Source organism: Streptomyces sp. NRRL S-646 (assembly GCF_000720765.1).
Taxonomy (GTDB): domain Bacteria; phylum Actinomycetota; class Actinomycetes; order Streptomycetales; family Streptomycetaceae; genus Streptomyces.
In genome coordinates, this window is the sequence record NZ_JODC01000002.1 from 53,989 (window position 1) to 71,557 (window position 17,569).

The window sequence follows — 17,569 nt, forward strand, 5'->3', positions numbered from 1 at the left end:
TTGTTTCCTGTGCGTCAATTGTGCGAAAGTGAGCGGCCCTGTAGCGGTCCCAGAACCTGACCCGACATAGGTATGCACCAAAGAGGCGCCTGCTTTCCGATGGACGCGAAATCCGCCTACCGTCCTGCGGCTTGGAAGGAAATGGTTCAGTGCAATCCCCCTACCCCCCACGACCGCCGTACCCACCGCGTCCCGGATCGGGGCCCGCCGAATCCGACCGCAACCTCGTCGCGCAGCTTGGTCCGGACGCCTCGGGTGCCCGCGCGGGCGCGTTGTTGCTGGCCCGGCACTGGCGCGCGACGTACGACTACGCAGTCATCTGCCTTGCTTCCGGGGAGAGTCCGGCATCCATGGCCGCGGCCGCCGCGTTCCACCGGGTGCTGGGCCGACCGGGCGGCGGCGCCCTGCGACCGCAACTTCTCATGGCCGTACGGGACACCATCAAGGAGTGGGCCGCGGACGACGGTATTTCCGTTCTCCTGCCGGAACTCCGCAAACCGACCGGCGGGCGCGGACTGCGTGCCGCACGGTCCGCGACGCCCGAAAGGCGGCACATCGCCGAGCGGGCATTCCAGGCCCTTCCGGGAGCCTCGCAATGCCTGCTGTGGCACTCGGAGGTCGAAGCCGAACCCATAACCGTACCGGCCGGTCTGTTGGGGGTGGACGCGTCCACCGCGTCGGCCGCACTGGAGCAGGCACGCGAGCAATTCCGGGTGGGCTGTGTGCGCGCCCACCGGGAACTCGCACCCGGCAAGGAATGCCGCTTCTACAACCGCCTCCTCGACGTCCCGATACGCCGCGGCGGTGCCCTGCTCCCGGATGTCCAGCAGCATCTGACGGAGTGCCGGTACTGCCGGCACGCCGCCGAACAGCTCAGTCATTTCGAGGGCGGCCTGGAGGTGCTGCTCGCGGAGACCGTGCTCGGCTGGGGCGCCCGGCGCTATCTCGACTCCCGCCCCCGCCGCGGCGGAGACCAGGCGTTCACACCCGGGCGCGGCAGCGCACGACCCGGCGGCGGGCGCCACCGGCCCGACACGCCGCGAAAGCACACCAAGGCCGTCGTCGTGGGTGTCGGTCTGACGACGCTCGCCCTGCTCGCCACGGTTCTCGTCAGCAAGGGCTGGTCCGACGACAACGCTGTCCGCGACTCCGGCGCCACCTGGGGAGCCCCCAGCAGCAGCACTCTGCGCCCCTCGCCCCCGGCGGGTGACACCTCGTCGGCCCGCTCCCCCTCGCCCGCCTCCGTGGGCCGGCCCGTCGAGGTCGGACGCGGCAGGCTCCGCAACCCGAAGGCCGGACGCTGCCTCGACGTCCAGGGCGGCAGGCCCAGGGCCGGTGCCGCGGCCGTACTGGCGGCCTGCTCCGCCGCCGGGTCGCAGCAGTGGTCGTACCAGGACGACGGTCTGCTGCGCAGCGACGCCGACCCCACCCTGTGCCTCGACTCCGACGCCGGCAAGAAGTCGGTGACCCTCGCCGACTGCGTGGCACACGCGGGCGAGGTGCGCTACGACCTCACGGTCCGCGGGGAGCTTCTGCTGCGCGGCGGCAAGGGACTGCTCGTCGCACCGGGCGGGCGCGCGGACGTCGTCGTCACCGCACGGGACGGTTCCGGCGGGCAGCGGTGGACGCTTGAAGTCGGCCTCGACGACACCGGCCGCACGGACGAGCAGGGCGGATCGCAGGACACCGGTCGTCCCGCAGGCCAGGACTCTCCCAGCGGCGCACCGAAGCCGCCCAACTCCCGGACTCCGGAGCGGAAGCCGGGAAGCGAGCCGTACGACGGGCGGTACGAGGAGCGGTTCGCCCAGGTCGACAGCGAAACCGGGCCCGTTGGGCCGCCGGCACCCCTTGACGGGGTGCGCGCGCTCCCGGCCGAAGTGGTGGGCGCGGTCACCACCGTCGCGGGCAGGGCCGAAAAGCTCGAGGCCGCCCTGCACTGATCAACGCGCGTATAGGGATGTACAACTCATCTGGGGTCGCCCCGCCGGGGTGGCCCCAGCTTCGTTTCTTGTCGGCATCGGAGGGTTTCTTGTTCGCTTCATTGACACGAGTCACCAGTGGTCATAGTTTTCCCGCCGCGCCCACGATGCCCTACGGGGTGTCAGGTCGGTCCTGAAGCAGACTGCGTTCAGATGCCGAACGCAGTCCGGGACGCCGGGCGTGCCTGCGGTTCACATCGTCGTGCCCGCACACCGAAGGAGTGACGGCCCATGACCGACACTGTCTCGCGGAGATCCGCACTGCGTCTGCTGGGCGGCGCGATCGCCGTCGCCACGGCGGCCACCAGCGGACTCACGCCCCCCGCGCACGCACTGGACAGACCCGAGGCGGGGGCCGGCTCCCGCGTCGAAGGCCTGATCGGCAAGCTCACCCTCGACGAGAAGATCTCCCTCCTGCACGGCGCCACCGACGCGAAGTCGCTCGGCCAGGCGGGATACGTCCCCGCAGTCGAACGCCTCGGCATCCCCCGCCTCCGCCTCGCCGACGGCCCCGCCGGCGTCCGTGTCACCCGGCACGCCACCGCGCTGCCCGCCCCCGTCCTGCTGGCCTCCGCCTTCGACCCGGACCTCGCCCGCCGCTACGGACAGGTCATCGGACGCGAGGGCCGCGCCCTCGGCCAGGACGTCCTGCTCTCCCCGATGGTCAACCTGATCCGCACCCCGTACGCGGGCCGCAACTTCGAGACCTTCAGCGAGGACCCGCTGCTCGCCTCCGGCATGGTCGCCGCCGAGATCGGGGGCATCCAGGGCGAGGGCCTCATCGCCACCGTCAAGCACTACGCGATGAACAACCAGGAGAAGGACCGCATGTCGATCGATGTGCGGATCGACGAGCAGACCATGCACGAGAGCGAACTGCGCGGCTTCGAGGCGGCCGTCGGCGCCGGCGTTGGCGCGGTGATGGGCGCCTACAACAAGGTCAACGGCACGTTCTCCTGCGAGAACAAGACCCTGCTCACGGACATCCTGCGCGACCGTTGGGGCTTCGACGGCTGGGTGATGACCGACTGGTTCGCCGCGCACAGCACCGTCGCGGCGATCACCGCCGGCCTCGACATGGAGATGCCCGACGGCACCCACTTCGGCACGGCGCTCAAATCGGCCGTGCAGAACGGCAGCGTGCCCGAGCGCTACGTGGACCGTTCCGTGCGCCGCATCCTCACCGTCATGGACCGCTTCGGCCTCCTCGACGGCAGCGCACCACCACGCCCGGACCGTGACGCACCGGCGGGCGCCGCCGTGGCCCTGGAGGTCGCCAAGGCCGGCGCGACCCTCCTGCGCAACGAGCACCACACGCTCCCTCTGGCCCGCGGCGGCACCGTCGCGGTGATCGGCCCGACCGGCACCCTGCCCTTCGTCAGCGGCGGCGGCAGTGCGCACGTCGTTCCGGATCACGCCGACAGCCCGCTGGCCGCCATCAAGTCGCGTGCGGGGAAGGTCACTTACTCCCTCGGCGAGGATCTGTTCGGCAAGGCGGTCCCGGCGTCCGCGCTGAGCCCCGCCTTCGACAGCGAGGGGCAGGGGGTCGACGCCGGCAAGGTGTGGACGTACGACGGAACGCTCACCGTCCCCGAGGGCGACGAGTGGACCTTCGTCCTGCACTTCTCCTCCGCGCCCACGGCCCGCCCCAAGGTCCTCCTCGACGGCACCGAACTGTTCCCGCAGGCCTCCGGATACGGCGAGTTCTTCACGGGCGGCCTGGTCTCGGCCGCCCCCGACGGGCTGTCCGTGCGCCGCAAGACCCTCACCCTCGCCAAAGGTGCCCACACCCTGAAGATCACCGCGCAGGGAGGGGCCGACGGTCTGCTGTTCCGGCTGCGGCGCAGCACCGGCGGGACCCGTGCACAGGACGTCGCCGAGGCCGTCAAGGCCGCCCGCGCCGCCCGGGACGTCGTCCTCTTCGCCTATGAGGACGCCACCGAGGGCCAGGACCGCACCACCATCGCCCTTCCCGGCCACCAGCAGCAGCTGATCGAGGCCGTCACCGCGTCCAACCCGCGCACCACGGTCGTCCTCAACACCTCGTCCTCGACCTCGATGCCCTGGCTGCGGCGCACCGGCGCCGTGCTCCAGATGTACTACCCGGGGCAGGAGGGCGCGGCCGCCACCGCAGCCGTCCTGTACGGCGAGTGCGACCCCGGCGGCCGCCTCACCCAGTCCTTCCCGGTCGACGACGACCACCACCCCGTGGCAGGCGACCCACGCCGCTACCCGGGCGTGGACGGCACCGAGGAGTACTCCGAAGGCATCCACGCCGGCTACCGGTGGTACGACGCCGAAGGAGTGCGGCCGCTGTTCCCCTTCGGGCACGGACTGTCGTACACCTCCTTCTCGTACGAGGACCTGCGGGCCCGCCCGACGCGAGCCGGCATCGAGGTCTCCTTCACCGTCCGCAACACCGGCCGGCGCGGCGGCGTCGCCGTGCCGCAGGTGTACGTCGGACCCTCGCCGGATCTCCGACTCGACCAGGCGGTACGGGTGTTGGGCGGTTACCGGCGGCTGACCCTGCGGGCGGGGGAGCGGCGGCGGATCGCCGTGGAAGTCACCGCACGCACATTGTCCTCATGGGACCCGAAGCGTCACGATTGGGTGCTCGGGACCGGCCGGCGCACCGTGTGGGTCGGGGCGTCCTCGCGTGATCTGCGGTTGCGTACGAACGTGGAGGTGGGCACGTGATACGACGCATCGTCATCGGCCTGACGGCCCTCGCGGCGGCCCTCGTCGCACCCGTCCCGGCGGCGCAGGCCGCACCGTCGGGCGGCAACCCGGTCGTCCGCACCGACGCGGGTCTCGTGCGCGGCGAAACCACCGGCGAGGGACGGCAGTTCCTCGGCATCCCGTACGCCGAGCCGCCGGTCGGCAGGCTCCGCTGGCGCGAGCCGCACGCCGTGCGGCCCTGGCAAGGGGTGAGGTCCGCACGGGACTTCGGCAACAAGTGTGTACAGAACTCCAGTTGGGACCCCGGCTACGACCAGCCCTCGTACACCGAGGACTGTCTCGACCTCAATGTGTACGTCCCCGAGGGCTCCGCCAAACGCTCGGTCCTGGTCTGGTTCCACGGCGGCGGGCTGACCGCCGGCGCCGGTCAGGACGTCGTCCCGGACACCTTCGCCCGGAAGACCGGAACGGTCGTCGTGACCGTCAACTACCGTCTCGGTGCGATGGGATTCCTCGCCACGTCGGGTCTCGACGGCGAGGCGCACGACGGTGTCTCCGGCAACTTCGGCATGCTCGACCAGCAGGCCGCGCTGCGCTGGGTGCGGGCCAACATCGGCCGCTTCGGGGGCGATCCGGGCCGCGTCACCATCGCGGGCGAGTCGGCCGGCGGCCGCTCGGTCTGCACCCAGCTGGCCTCACCGACGGCCAGGGGCCTGTTCCGCGCGGGCATCATCGAGAGCGGCGCCTACGACGACTGCACCGCACGCACCCACCAGGACGCGGTGTCCCAGGGAGTCGATTTCGCCAAGAAGCTCGGCTGCGCCACCGTGGCGTGTCTGCGCGGCAAGTCCGCCCGCGAGGTCCTCGAGGCCCAGGCCGACTTCGACTGGAACCCGGTGGTCGGGGGCGCTTTCCTGCCGGTGCAGCCCGAACAGGCCGTCGCGAAGGGGACCGCGGCCCGGGTGCCTGTGATCAACGGCTCGAACCAGGACGAGGGCCGGCTGTTCGCCTACTCCTCGTTCGACCTGAACGGCACACCGCTCACGGCCGAGCAGTACCCGGCGGCCATGCGCAAGGACTTCGGCGAGCAGGCGCTGCAGCGCTATCCGCTGTCGGCGTACCCGACGCCGACCATCGCGTACGCCACCGCGCTGGGCGACGTCCTGTTCAGCTGTCCGGCACTGCGGCTCGACGCGCTGCTCGCCACCCGCGGTCCGGTCTACTCGTACGAGTTCGCCGACCGCACCTCCCCGCCCTTCGCCTCCCTGCGCAACCTGCACACGGACTTCGACTTCGGCGCGACGCACGTCAACGAGGTCCAGTACCTCTTCAAGCACTTCGGACTGGAAAGCCCGCTGAACGCCGAGCAGAAGGTGCTGTCGCGGCAGATGGTCCAGTACTGGGGATCCTTCGTACGGGACGGTGTGCCGCGGGCCGCGGGGCAGCCTCCGATGCCCGCCGGCCCGGGCGTGATCCTCTCCCTCAAGACCGCGTCCAAGGGTGGAAACACTCTGAGCACCTCGGTCCACCAGGATCACCAGTGCGATCTCTGGGACGGCGCGTCGGCAGGCTGACCCGGTAGGCTTCCCGGCGTGCGCCCCCGTGCGGCGCACGCCGGGAACACAGCAACCAAAAGGTTACGAATCGGGAGGAACCGGCGTTGCACGTCCAGGAGTGGCTCGACACGGTGCCCGCGGCAGCCGTCTACGCCGTGGTGGCACTGGTCATCGGTCTGGAGAGCCTGGGCATCCCGCTGCCGGGCGAGATCATCCTGGTCTCGGCCGCACTGCTCTCCTCCCAGCACTCCGGCATCAACCCGATCGTGCTCGGCGCGTGCGCGACCGCCGGCGCCGTCATCGGTGACTCCATCGGCTACGCCATCGGCCGCAAGGGCGGACGCCCACTGCTCGCCTGGCTCGGCAGGAAGTTCCCCAGGCACTTCAGTGAGGGCCACGTCGCCACCGCCGAGAAGTCCTTCGAGAAGTGGGGGATGTGGGCGGTCTTCTTCGGCCGCTTCGTCGCCCTCCTGCGCATCTTCGCCGGCCCCCTCGCGGGCGTCCTCCACATGCCGTACTGGAAGTTCCTGACCGCCAACGTCCTCGGCGGCATCTGCTGGGCGGGCGGCACGACGGCGGTCATCTACTACGTGGGCGTCGTCGCCGAGGACTGGCTGAAGCGGTTCTCGTACCTGGGCCTGGTGGCGGCGGTGCTGATCGGCCTGGCGTCGATGCTGATCGTGAAGCGCAAGGCGAAGAAGGCGCAGGCGGCACAGCAAGAGCCGGAACCGGTACCCGCCGGGGACTGAAGCGCCCTTAAGGGGCGGGGCTGTAGCACTATGCGGCTCCGCCGCGTGGGCGGGACCAGCCCCCACAAACCCGCACCCGCCACGCAACTTACTCGTGCACCTCGCGATGCGCCTTCGCCAGCTCCGCATACATCGTGCCGTTCAGCGTGACCCCCTGAAGCTCCTCCTCCGTGAGCTCCCGCTTCACTTTCGCCGGCACCCCCGCGACCAGCGACCCGGGCGGCACCTGCATCCCCTGCGGTACCAGGGCCTGCGCGGCAACAAGCGACCCCGCCCCGATCACGGCGCCGTTCAGAACAGTCGCCCCCATCCCGATGAGGCAGTCGTCCCCGACGGTGGCCCCATGCACCACCGCGTTGTGCCCCACGGACACCCGCTCACCGATGCTGACAGGAAACCCCGGGTCGGCATGGAGCGTGCAGTTGTCCTGGATATTGGCCTGAGCCCCCACGAAGATCCGCTCGACGTCCCCCCGCAGCACCGCCCCGTACCAGACGCTCGCCCCCGCCTCCAGCGTCACGTCCCCGATCACGGACGCCGTAGGCGCCACGAAGGCCTCCCCGTCGATCTTCGGTTCCCGACCGCCGATACCTGTGATCAACGCCTTCTGCGTCATCGCCCTCTCCTCGTCGTCGACACAGAACGCACCGTAGGCGATGACACCCTGCTGCCGGGCGCCGGGGCCGCGCGCCACCCCCTGCGGCGAGTCGCAGGCGGCCGTGATGTGGCCATCAGGATGCCGACGCCCGGGCCCCCGACCTGCCGGAGAAGAGCGCGGAGGGCACCGCCAGGATGACAGTGCCCTGCGGGACCAGCAGCGTGGGTCAGGACGACACCCGCGACGTCGTCCTTGACCAGCCATTCGCGCCGGTACGCCGACGGCGTGCGCAGACCCCGGCGGGACGTAACGGCCTCCGGGGTCTGCCATCGCGGACCTCCTGCGGTCGTCTCGGCCCTCTCCGCCCCCGGTGGGCCGCCGGGCGCGGCCCTTCTTGTACGACTCCTACACGGCCCGCACGAGCCCGTCATCACCTCGCAAGGGTGATGACGGGCCTCGTCCGGTGCCCGCGGAGGCCACCGTCCTGCGGCACCACGCCGGACGCCACAGTGCAGGCCGTCCGTCAGAACCGGTGGTACCGCACAGCGCTGGCCATGACGACGTCCTGGACCGAGGCATGGCGTCGGCTGAAGGGAATCCAGAGCAGACCCACGGGGAGAGCGACGCAGAACACGGCCCGCAGCAGGGCCCGGGGGATGCCGAGCAGCCGCCCGGTGCGGCCGGTGACCTGCAGGCCCAGCAGCCAGTCGCCGAGGGTGCCGCCGGTCGACGCCCAGCTCACGCCCAGATAGAGCACGGCGACAGCCCAGCCGAGCACCCCCGTCCGCCAGCCGGACAGGTCCGGCATACGGAACGGCGGCCCGGCGACGAGCAGTCGGAGACCCCCGTACGCGAACTGCACCGCGAACCCGATGCCGGCCACCACGATCGCGTCGACCAGCGCCGCGAGACATCGCGACACCACTCCCGCGGTGTCGCCCCCGGAGCCCTGGTCCCCGTGCGTCATGGTGGCTGCCCGAGCCTGTCGGGGTGCGCCGGGGTCACGCCGGGTCTGTGCAGCAGCCGGTCGGCGACGCGGTTCACCATCCGGTCGGCCCGCACGGTGCGCAGCCGCAGCGCGTCGACCGTCTCCTCGGCCATCCCGCCGCTGGTGTCCCGGACGATCCGGCCCAGGTCGATCTCCTCCAGCACCGCCCTGGTGAGCGAGACCAGGTCGATCCTGGCGATCACGGAGTCGAGGTCCAGCCGGGCGGCGATGCGGTCGACGTCGATGCGCGCCGCGATCCGGTCCACGTCCAGCCGGGCCGCGATCTCATCCGCGTCCACCCGAGCCACCACCCGGTTCACGTCCACGCGGTCGGCGATGCGGTCCACGTCGACCCGGTCCGCGATCAGGTCGATGTCGACGCGCCGCACGACCCGCATCACGTCCATCCGGTCGGCGATCCGGTCGACGTCGATACGGGCGGCCAGGCCGTCGAGGTCGAGTCGGTCCACGACAGCGGTTGTGCCCGCGCGGACGACACGGTCGACGACCGAGCCGGCGGTCCCCAGTGCATATCGCGTCAGCCGTCCGCTGACGTCGAAGGGATCCACCAAGCTGCGCCAGGTCATACCACCATCGCACCACGGCTTCGGCGCCTTCGCCTCATCCGTCACGGGTGATCCGCGTGCGCTCGGGTGGGGTGAAGATCACAGCCTCCGCACCTCATCGGCGCCCCGCACGGTCAGTACGGTGACTCCGTGCCGAAGAGCAAGAACACGTTCTCATCCTGGCGGCGAAGCCTCGCCCAGCGGGCCGTCCACGCGGGCTGGGCCTGGGTGCAGCGCACGGGCTCGGTGACGGCCGAGCGCCCCGGCCGCTTCCGCTTCGGCTCGATCGGCGAAGCCACCCGGCTCGCCTTCCCGCTCGGCACCGTCTTCGGCGAATCCTGGATCCACATCGGCTCGCACTGCATCGTCGGCGAGCAGGTCACCCTCACCGCGGGGCTGATGCCCGACCTGGACCTCGGCCCCGACCCGATCCTGCGCATCGGCGACGGTGTCGTGCTGGGCCGCGGCAGCCACGTCATCGCCGACACGACGGTGAGCATCGGCAGCGACTGCTACTTCGGGCCGTATGTGTATGTGACGTCCACGAACCACTCGTACGACGATCCGCACGAGCCCATCGGCAAGCAGTGGCCGCGCATGGAGCCGGTGGAGATCGGGCCGGGCTGCTGGATCGGCACCGGTGCGGTGATCCTGCCGGGTGCGCGGATCGGACGGAACGTGGTCGTGGCCGCCGGTGCCGTGGTCCGGGGTGTCGTGCCCGACCATGCCGTGGTGGCGGGGGCGCCCGCCCGTGTCGTACGCCGCTGGACGGCCGCCGAGGGCTGGCAGCCGCCGCTCAGGACGCCTGCCCCCGTGCCGATTCCCGACGGGGTCACGCCCGACCAGCTGCGGGCGCTCTCGGAGCTGGACGAGGAGACCGTGGCGAGGCTGGCCGAACTGGAGCCGGAGTCCTAGGCGGGGCCTAGCCCGTCGCCAGGAGCAGTGTGCCCACCAGCGCGAGGCCCGCGCCCGCCGCCTGGATACCGCGGAGGCGCTCCCTGAGGAGGCCGCGTGCGGCGAGTGCGGTCACCACCGGGTAGAGCGAGGCGAGGACGGCGGCCACGGTGATCGGGCCGTGCTGGGCGGCGACCGAGTAGGTGCCGTTCGCCGCGACGTCCGCGAGGCCGACGAAGGCGAGTGCCGGGAGGGACGTCCAGGCGAAGCCGCCGGCCGGGAGGGCCTCGCCGCCCCGCTGCACGGAGGCGTAGAGCGCGATGCCGCCCGTGGTCACGCTCGTCAGGCGCTGGACGAAGAGGGCGAGGAAGAGGCCGGTGACGGTCGTGGACGCCTCGGTGATCAGTGCGAACACCGTGCCGAAGCCGAGGGCCGCGACGAGGGTGAGCAGGATGGCCTGACGTTGCACCGGGGCGCCCCTGAGCTGCGGTCCGCCCGCGAGCACGACTCCGGTGACAGCGACCGCGATGCCCGCGACCTGCGTCAGACCGGGACGTTCGCCGAGGAAGAGGCCCACGCTCACGGGGACCGCCACGCTCAGGGTCGCGAGCGGGGAGACGACGCCCATCGGCCCCAGGGCCAGGGCCTTGTAGAAGGAGAACAGGGCGGCCGGGCCCACCAGCCCCGCGGCGAAGGCGAACCACAGCCGGGGACCGGCCTCGCTCCAGCCGCCCGTGGCCAGCACGATCGCCCCGAGCACGGCCGCGGCGATCCCCTGCGAGACGACGACCACCGTGAGCGCCGGCGTGCGCCGGGTCAGCAGTCCGCCGCCGAAGTCGGCAAGGCCCCAGAGCAGGCTGGTGGCCAGGGCGAAGAATGCTGTCACGGGTCGCCTCGCAGTACAGTTCGGTGAACGATCGGGTGCACAACATCGTAGTTCAGTGAAGTGAACCCTGTCATCCAGAATATTGACCGCGCAGTACATCGATATTGGACGGAACGTGTCGGACCTCGATCTGCTGACCCAGTCCCTGGCCCGCAACGTCAAGCGCTGGCGAGGCGAGCGGGGCTTCACCCTGGACGCGCTCGCCGCCCGCGCCGGGGTCAGCCGCGGCATGCTCATCCAGATCGAGCAGGCCCGCACCAACCCGAGCATCGGCACCGTCGTCAAGATCGGCGACGCGCTCGGCGTCAGCGTCACCACACTGCTCGACTACGAGCAGGGCCCGAAGGTGCGGGTCGTCCCGGCCGAACAGGTGGTACGGCTGTGGCACACCGACGCGGGAAGTTACAGCAGGCTGCTCGCCGGTACCGAGGCGCCGGGACCGCTGGAGATGTGGGACTGGCGGCTGATGCCGGGCGACAGCAGTGCCTCGGACCCGCATCCCGCCGGGACGGTGGAGATCGCCCATGTGACGGCGGGTGAGCTGACCCTCACGGTGGAGGGCGCGGAGTACCGCGTCCCGGCCGGCGCAAGCGTCACCTTCGAGGCCAACGCCCCGCACAGCTACGGCAATCAAGGCGATGTGCCGATGGAGCTCGTGCTGGCGGTCTCCGTCCCGCCCGTGCACTGAGCCGGCCCGGGACGTCCTGTTAACGTGCGGCCATGCGCCCACCCATCGGACACTTCGACCTCGCGATCCCCGCCCCCGACGCCCTCGACGAACTGACCCGCCCGGTCGCCGACGCCGTACGCCACTGGAGCGGCAGCGTCCCCGCCGACCAGATCGTCTACGTCGACACCGACCCGCAGTGGGCCGACACCACCGTCTTCGTGGAGCACTACGGGCAGGAACTGCTCGAGCAGTCGGCGAACTGCGTGGTGGTGGCCGGCAAGCGGGGCGGGGAGACGAAACTCGCAGCGTGCCTCGTGCTCTCCACCACCCGGGTCGACGTCAACGGCGTCGTCCGCCGCCAACTCGGCGCCCGCAAGGCCTCGTTCGCGTCCATGGACACGGCAACGGGTGAGACCGGCATGGAGTACGGCGGCATCACCCCGATCGGACTCCCGGACGGCTGGCCGGTGCTGGTGGACTCGGCCGTCGCCGACCTGCCCTACGTCCTGGTCGGCAGCGGCCGCCGCCGCGGCAAGCTGCTGGTCCCGGGCAAGGCGTTCGCGGAACTGCCGGGCGCGGTGGTGCTGGAGGGGCTCGGCGTCTGAGGCCGCGCTGCGCGGGTTGCGCGGCGATGTGTCGTCATTCGTCTGCGGCGTCGTCGTGGCTGGTCGCTCCCTCACTCTCGACTTCGCTCGAGCGGGGGACCTTCATCGCGGCGGAGCCGCATCTCGGCTGTGACATCAGCCGCTGCCGCGGCGGGGCCCCGCGCCCCTTCCCGGCGCTCCCGGACCGCACGGCACTTTGCTGAGGCCGCCTAGTGCGTCGCATGGTGCGCCAAGGCCAGGTGCGGGTCCGCCTCGCCCGGCGCCGGTGCCGGATCGGCGTGCACCAGGGCCGCCGTCAGTCTCGGCACGGCGTGCAGCAGGGCGTGTTCGGCCTCGACCGCGATGGCGTGCGCCATACGTACGGTCGCCTCGCCGTCGACCACCACCGCCACCTCGGCGCGCAGCCGGTGCCCGATCCAGCGCAGCCGCAGCTCACCGACCTCCCGCACGCCCGGCACCTCGCGCAGCGCCCCCTCGGCCCGGTCGACCAGCTCCGGGTCGACGGCGTCCATCACGCGCCGGAACACCTCGCGCGCCGCGTCCCGCAGCACCAGCGCGATCGCCGCGGTGATCGCCAGCCCCACGAGCGGGTCCGCGAGTTGCCACCCCAGCGCCGAGCCACCGGCACCCAGCAGCACGGCCAGTGAAGTGAACCCGTCCGTACGGGCGTGCAGTCCGTCGGCGACCAGCGCGGCCGAGCCGATCTCCCGGCCCACCCGGATCCGGTAGCGGGCCACCCACTCGTTCCCGGCGAAGCCGACCAGCGCGGCCACCGCCACCGCCGGTATGTGCGCGACGGGACGCGGATCGAGCAGTCGCTCCACCGCCGCCCAGGCCGCGAACGCCGCCGACGCTGCGATCGTCAGCACGATCGCCATCCCCGCAAGGTCCTCGGCCCGGCCGTAGCCGTAGGTGAAGCGGCGCGTGGCCGCCCGTCGGCCCAGCACGAAAGCGATCCCCAGCGGTACGGCGGTCAGCGCGTCGGCGGCGTTGTGCACCGTGTCGCCGAGCAGGGCCACCGAACCGGACATGACCACGACCACGGCCTGCGCCACGGCCGTCGCCCCGAGGGCGGCCAGCGAGACCCACAGTGCACGCATTCCGCGGGCCGAGGACTCCAGCGCGGAGTCGAGCTTGTCGGCGGTCTCGTGGGAGTGCGGGGTGAGCAGGTGGCCGAGGCGGTGTTTGAGGCCGGTCGGGCGGTGTTCGTGCGAGTGCCCGTGGTCATGGTGCCGGTGGTGCCCGTGGTCGTGGTGCTCGTCATGGTGATCGTGATGGTCGCTCACATGGGCTCCTTCCGGTGCGCGGTGGTGGACGCGGGGCGCCCACGGGACCATTATGTGCGTATGAGCGCACGCATGCACCTATCAACTGCGCACGATGCGCACCCGCGCACCCCGGGCGAGGAGCAGTTCGCGCTTGCCGCCGAGCTCCTCGCCCTGCTGGGCGACCGCACCCGTCTGGCGCTGCTGCATGCCCTGACCGGCGGCGAGGCCGACGTCACGACCCTCACGGAGGCGAGCGGGGCGGCCCGGCCCGCGGTCAGCCAGCACCTGGCGCGGCTGCGGCTGGCGGGCCTGGTGAACACGCGCAAGGAGGGCCGCAGGGTCATCTACTCACTGCGGGACGGCCATCTGCGGCGGCTCGTGGACGAGGCGCTGAAGGTGGCGGACCACCGGCTCAGCGATCGGCCGCTGCACGATTGAGGATCACGGAATTCAGGACGCGGAGCTCTTGCCGAGGTACTGCTCCGCGAACGCCGCGGCGGCTGCCGGGGATTCGAAGAGGCGGCGCAGCCGGGCCAGCGTCGTGCCCGCGCGGTAGGCGTCGCCCGACGACGCGCCGTGGTACACCTCCGACAGCCACTGCGAGAACTCCTGGTAGTCCCACACACGTCCGAGGCAGGCCGCGGAGTAGCCGTCGAGGCCGCGGGCGTCCCCCTTGGCGAGGTACGCGATGAGCCCGTCGCCGAGCAGGAAGGCGTCGTGCAGGGCCAGGTTCATGCCCTTGGCCGCGATGGGCGCGGTGAGATGGGCTGCGTCCCCGGCCAGGAAGAGACGGCCGAACACCATGGGTTCGACCACGTAGTTGTGCATGTCGAGGACGCGTTTCTCGATCAGCCGTCCCTCTGTGAGCGGCGGCCGGTCGGCGGCGCCGAGCCGCTCCTGCAGTTCGGCCCAGACGCGGTCCTCCGGCCAGTTTTCCGGGTCGTCGCCCGGCGGGCACTCCAGGTAGTAGCGGGTGACCTCGGGGCTGCGGGCCATGTGCCCGGCGAAGCCGTTCGGATGGACGCCGAACACCACGCAGTCGCTGGACGGCGGTGCCTGAGCCAGCAGCGCCAGCCAGCCGATGCCGTAGTCGTGCCGGGCGATCCGGGCCTGCTGCGGAAGCACGGTCCGCGTCACCCCGCGTGCTCCGTCGCAGCCCGCCACGAAGTCGCACGTCACGAGCGTGCGTCGGCCGGTCTCGGGGTCGAGGTACGACACCGCCGGCCGGTCGGTGTCCAGGCCGTGCAACTGCACGTCCCGCACGCCGAAACGGATGGCGCCGCCGCGCACGTCGGCGTACTCGCGCACCAGGTCCGTCACCAGCAGCGGCTGCGGATAGACGAAGTGGTGATGTCCCGTCAGGTCGGTGTAGGAGAGCCGGTGCCGTTGCCCCTCGACGCGGAACTCGCACTGGGTGTGCAGCTGCGCCCGCTCCAGCAGATTGTCCGCGAGGCCCCGTTCCTGGAGCCCGCGCACGGCCCACTCCTCCAGCACACCGGCCCGTGGCCGCTGCTCGATGAACTCGCGCGTCTCGGTCTCCAGCACCAGGCAGTCGACCGACGCGGCCCGCAGGATGTTCCCGATGGTGAGGCCGGCGGGCCCGGCGCCCACGATCACCACCGGAAAGCGTTGCGGGGAAGGGGAGTTGGAGTGGGGGTCGGTGGAAGTCACCCGAGCATTATGACGGTGGCCCGTCAGCCGCGGCAGGGGAGCCGCGGCCGACGGGCCGGGTCGGGGGAGGGGCGGTCGGTCAGTGCGCGGGGGCGTCGGTGACGACGACTTCCTCGATGCTGCGCTCGATGTCCTCACGCTTGGAGGAGGTCGCCCGGGCCCAGTAGTAGATGGCCAGGGAGAAGACGGCGATGACCAGAATGTCCCACCACAGACCGATGTTGCCCGAGCCGCCGAAGCCGCCCTCGGCCGAGATCACGCCCATGCCCAGGAGATAGACCGGCAGCCACTGCGCAGCCTTGAAGTCCATCCGGGGCGCGTCGGGCTGGTTGGTGGAGTTGGCCCACCAGGCGTAGCTGCCGAGGAGCAGGTAGCCGAGGACGATCGCCAGCCCGAGCCGCCACAGGGTGTCCCAGCCGGCCCAGTAGATGATCAGGTTGGCCACCACGAACGACACCGGCGAGATCACCTTGCCGCCGGGCAGCCGGTACGGCCGCTCGTGGTTCGGCAGCTTGTCGGCGAAGACGCCGTACGCCAGCGGCGCGCCCGCGTACATCAGGACGCTCGCCGAGGTGATGAAGCCGACCAGCTTGTGCCAGCTGGGGAAGGGCAGGAAGCAGATCACGCCGGTGACGAAGGACATGATGAGGCCGAACCACGGCACACCGCGCCCGTCGGTCTTCGTGAAGATCTTCGGCGCGTAGCCGTTCTTCGCCAGGCCGTAGGAGACGCGGGAGGTGGCGGTGGTGTAGATCAGGCCGGTGCCGCCGGGGGAGATGATCGCGTCGAAGTAGAGGACCCAGGCCAGCCAGCCGAGCCCCACCACGGTCGCGAGACCGGCCCACGGGCCGGTGTCGCCCTCGTACGCGAGGTGGGCCCAGCCGTGCGCGAAGCTGCTGTGCGGCAGCGCGGCGATGAACACGACCTGGAGCAGGACGTAGATGACGGCGCCGATCGCTACCGAGCCGAGCGTGGCGCGCGGCAGGTCCCGCTTGGGGTTGCGGCTCTCGCCCGCCAGCTGGATGGCCTGCTCGAAGCCGAGCAGCGCGAAGATGATGCCGCTGGTGCTGATCGCGGCGAGCACGCCCTTGGCGCCGAACGGCGCGAAGCCCTCGGAGTGGAAGTTGGCCGGGTGGAAGTGGGTCGCGGCCATGATGAAGATCGCGCCCAGCGGGACGGCGATCTTCCACCAGGTCGCGGCGCTGTTGGCGTGCGCCAGCGCCCGTACGCCGAAGAAGTTCACGCCGACGAAGAGCGCCATGAGCACGATGGCCACCAGCAGACCGCTGGTCGTCAGCGTCTTGTCGGCGTGCTGGAACCGCTGGGCCCACGACCAGTGACCGGCGTACCCGATCATGGCGTAGACCTCGATCGGGGCCACGGTTGCGGCCTGCAGCCAGGAGAACCAGCCGAAGGACATGCCGGCCAGTCCGCCGAAGGCGTAGTGCGGGTAGCGGGCCGTACCGCCGGCCACCGGGAACATGCCGCCGAGCTCGGCGTGCACCAGAGCCAGCAGCACGATCGCGACCGCGCCGATCACCCACGAGATGATCGCCGAGGGTCCCGCCTGCATCACCGCGTCGTGCGCGCCGAACAGCCAGCCGGAGCCGATGATCGAGCCCACGGAGGCCCACATCAGGCCGATCAGTCCGACGTCACGCCTGAGACCGCTTGGACCCCTGGCCTCCTCTACGGAGGCCTCCTCGACGCTCACCATATTTTCAGCGACCTCTCACGTTGTGAATACGCATTTTCAGCGCGTGCGACGTCGCAGATTAGGAAACAATGGCCGTCGAACAGAAGGCTCATGGTGAAGTTTTGACCAACGCACGGGGGGTTCCTGGACTGCCCTTCAGGCGCCGTGTGCGCAGCAGAACCCAGTGTGACCACTCATGTGTACGACACGTCCCGGTGTGCCCCGCCCCGTTCAGCCGAGCAGCGGTATCTCAATGGCGGGGCAGCGGTCCATCACCATGTCGAGTCCCGCCGCGCGCGTACGGTCGTGCGCCGCCTCGTCGATCACGCCGAGCTGGAACCAGACGGCCTTGGCGCCCTTGGCAACCGCCTCGTCGGCGACCGGTCCGGCGAGGTCGCTGTTGACGAAGACGTCGACGACGTCCACGTCGAAGGGGATGTCGGCGAGGGAGGCGTAGCCCTGCTCGCCGTGCACCGTCTCCGCCTTGGGATGGACGGGCACGATGCGCTTGCCGAAGCGCTGCAGCACCTGGGCGACGCCGTATGCGGCGCGTCCCCGGTTCGACGAGAGGCCCACCACGGCCCAGGTGTCGCCGGACTCGGTGAGGATCTTGCGGACCGTTGCCTCGTCGCCGTACACCGCGGCCTCCCTGCCCCTCGCGAACCTGTTCCCGTGACCGACAACGGCCGGGAACGCGCGATGATTCCCCGGTTTCTGCCGCGCCCTGAACGCCTGTTCGGCAGGACGTCGGAGCAGTACCGTCT

General features: G+C 71.1%; 16 protein-coding genes. 8 read left to right on the forward strand and 8 right to left on the reverse strand.

Annotated features, from left to right (window positions below):
- The first annotated feature begins 149 nt into the window (after positions 1-149).
- The 4 genes from IH68_RS49505 (at position 150) to IH68_RS0102840 (ending at position 6,963) form a co-directional block, all read left to right on the forward strand.
- Positions 150-1,940, forward strand: a complete 1,791-nt coding sequence (locus tag IH68_RS49505) for a ricin-type beta-trefoil lectin domain protein (protein ID WP_051833112.1) — start codon at positions 150-152, stop codon at positions 1,938-1,940.
- A gap of 270 nt (positions 1,941-2,210) precedes the next feature.
- Entirely contained in the window at positions 2,211-4,676 is a 2,466-nt protein-coding gene (locus IH68_RS0102830) for a beta-glucosidase family protein (protein ID WP_030927758.1), read from the forward strand.
- On the forward strand, positions 4,673-6,232 hold the full coding sequence (locus tag IH68_RS0102835) for a carboxylesterase/lipase family protein (protein WP_030927760.1): 1,560 nt from the start codon (positions 4,673-4,675) through the stop codon (positions 6,230-6,232). The genes IH68_RS0102830 and IH68_RS0102835 overlap by 4 nt, the downstream gene beginning before the upstream one ends.
- A gap of 86 nt (positions 6,233-6,318) precedes the next feature.
- Entirely contained in the window at positions 6,319-6,963 is a 645-nt protein-coding gene (locus IH68_RS0102840) for a DedA family protein (protein ID WP_030927763.1), read from the forward strand.
- Between the two features lie 88 nt (positions 6,964-7,051).
- Here the strand turns inward: IH68_RS0102840 and IH68_RS0102845 are convergent, their stop codons facing one another.
- The 3 genes from IH68_RS0102845 to IH68_RS0102855 form a co-directional block, all read right to left on the reverse strand.
- Complete coding sequence (locus IH68_RS0102845) at positions 7,052-7,579, reverse strand: gamma carbonic anhydrase family protein (RefSeq protein WP_030927765.1); 528 nt, start codon at positions 7,577-7,579, stop codon at positions 7,052-7,054.
- A 505-nt stretch (positions 7,580-8,084) separates the two neighbouring features.
- On the reverse strand, positions 8,085-8,528 hold the full coding sequence (locus tag IH68_RS0102850) for an RDD family protein (protein ID WP_030927768.1): 444 nt from the start codon (positions 8,526-8,528) through the stop codon (positions 8,085-8,087).
- On the reverse strand, positions 8,525-9,136 hold the full coding sequence (locus tag IH68_RS0102855) for a hypothetical protein (RefSeq protein WP_037884504.1): 612 nt from the start codon (positions 9,134-9,136) through the stop codon (positions 8,525-8,527). Before IH68_RS0102855 ends, IH68_RS0102850 begins: the two co-directional genes overlap by 4 nt.
- A 129-nt stretch (positions 9,137-9,265) precedes the next feature.
- Between IH68_RS0102855 and IH68_RS0102860 the strand changes: the two genes are divergently transcribed.
- A complete protein-coding gene (locus tag IH68_RS0102860) occupies positions 9,266-10,030 on the forward strand; it encodes an acyltransferase (protein WP_030927774.1) in 765 nt (254 codons plus the stop codon).
- 7 nt (positions 10,031-10,037) lie between these two features.
- On the opposite strand, the gene IH68_RS0102865 is transcribed toward IH68_RS0102860, so the two are convergent.
- Entirely contained in the window at positions 10,038-10,895 is an 858-nt protein-coding gene (locus IH68_RS0102865; RefSeq protein WP_030927777.1) for a DMT family transporter, read from the reverse strand.
- Positions 10,896-11,010: 115 nt separating this feature from the next.
- On the opposite strand from IH68_RS0102865, the gene IH68_RS0102870 reads away from it, so the two are divergent.
- Both IH68_RS0102870 and IH68_RS0102875 read left to right on the forward strand, forming a co-directional pair.
- Positions 11,011-11,583, forward strand: a complete 573-nt coding sequence (locus tag IH68_RS0102870; RefSeq protein WP_030927780.1) for a helix-turn-helix domain-containing protein — start codon at positions 11,011-11,013, stop codon at positions 11,581-11,583.
- Between the two features lie 32 nt (positions 11,584-11,615).
- Positions 11,616-12,170 (forward strand): YbaK/EbsC family protein, encoded by a 555-nt coding sequence (locus IH68_RS0102875; RefSeq protein WP_030927785.1) that lies wholly within the window; start codon positions 11,616-11,618, stop codon positions 12,168-12,170.
- A gap of 209 nt (positions 12,171-12,379) precedes the next feature.
- Here the strand turns inward: IH68_RS0102875 and IH68_RS0102880 are convergent, their stop codons facing one another.
- On the reverse strand, positions 12,380-13,456 hold the full coding sequence (locus tag IH68_RS0102880; protein ID WP_030927788.1) for a cation diffusion facilitator family transporter: 1,077 nt from the start codon (positions 13,454-13,456) through the stop codon (positions 12,380-12,382).
- A 60-nt stretch (positions 13,457-13,516) separates the two neighbouring features.
- Here IH68_RS0102880 and IH68_RS0102885 point away from each other — a divergent pair, with 60 nt between their 5' ends.
- Positions 13,517-13,876 carry an ArsR/SmtB family transcription factor gene (locus tag IH68_RS0102885; protein WP_037884505.1) on the forward strand — a complete coding sequence of 120 codons (360 nt, stop codon included), beginning with the start codon at positions 13,517-13,519 and terminating at the stop codon, positions 13,874-13,876.
- 12 nt (positions 13,877-13,888) lie between these two features.
- Here the strand turns inward: IH68_RS0102885 and IH68_RS0102890 are convergent, their stop codons facing one another.
- The 3 genes from IH68_RS0102890 to IH68_RS0102900 form a co-directional block, all read right to left on the reverse strand.
- Positions 13,889-15,109 carry a 4-hydroxybenzoate 3-monooxygenase gene (locus tag IH68_RS0102890; RefSeq protein WP_037884506.1) on the reverse strand — a complete coding sequence of 407 codons (1,221 nt, stop codon included), beginning with the start codon at positions 15,107-15,109 and terminating at the stop codon, positions 13,889-13,891.
- A 79-nt stretch (positions 15,110-15,188) separates the two neighbouring features.
- Positions 15,189-16,826, reverse strand: coding sequence for an APC family permease (locus IH68_RS0102895; protein WP_030927798.1), 1,638 nt, complete (start codon positions 16,824-16,826; stop codon positions 15,189-15,191).
- A gap of 210 nt (positions 16,827-17,036) precedes the next feature.
- Positions 17,037-17,444, reverse strand: a complete 408-nt coding sequence (locus IH68_RS0102900) for a CoA-binding protein (protein ID WP_030927801.1) — start codon at positions 17,442-17,444, stop codon at positions 17,037-17,039.
- Positions 17,445-17,569 lie beyond the last annotated feature (125 nt).